Origin of the sequence: Proteus sp. fly-1067 (genome assembly GCF_040139345.1) — a bacterium.
Lineage (GTDB): Bacteria > Pseudomonadota > Gammaproteobacteria > Enterobacterales > Enterobacteriaceae > Proteus > Proteus vulgaris_B.
Window position 1 is genome coordinate 1 of record NZ_JBEEUL010000145.1, and the last position, 624, is coordinate 624.

Consider the following 624-nt stretch of genomic DNA (forward strand, 5'->3'; position numbering starts at 1 on the left):
TCATCGACTTCGCTGTGCAGGCGAGATTGGATGCAGGGGAACTGGTGCGTGTGTTACAGCCCTGGTGCAACCCCTTTGCAGGCTTCTACATCTATCTGCCATCTCGTGCACAGATGCCGGCCAAGGAGCGGGCGTGGATTGATTTTCTGGTCGAGAAGCGCGAGTGCATGACGGCCCGCACAAGCTCACCACCAAGGAGCAAGAGCAAGCCCTGGGCGGTTCACGCCTTATTGTCAATTTACAATGAATACTATTGTATAAATTGGCAATCTTGGATTTCCTCTGGCTTTGCCGCAAACTTACAAGCCTTGTGATTTTGTTTTTTAAAGCGCCAGCATGGCGCAGAGGTTTCTCCATGACAACCGAACACACTACCTTGTTTCAACCTTTTGCTTTTGATAACGGCCTGACGCTACGCAACCGCGTGGTGATGGCACCAATGACCACTTGGTCGGCCAACCCCGACGGCAGCATCTCGGATGCAGAGCTGGACTACTACCGCCGCCGCGCCCAAGGTGTGGGCATGGTCATCACTGGCTGCACGCATGTGGCGGAAAACGGCATCGGTTTCACCGACGAGTTTGCTGCCCATGATGACCGTTTTATTCCCAGCCTGCGTCGCTT

1 protein-coding gene and 1 pseudogene are annotated in these 624 nt (G+C 54.2%); both read left to right on the top strand.

Annotated features, from left to right (window positions below):
* Positions 1 to 314, top strand: a pseudogene (locus tag ABN217_RS19650) (hypothetical protein); the annotation flags it as partial.
* Between the two features lie 41 nt (positions 315 to 355).
* On the top strand, positions 356 to 624 hold a 269-nt coding region (locus ABN217_RS19655; RefSeq protein WP_502935141.1), incomplete at its 3' end, for an oxidoreductase.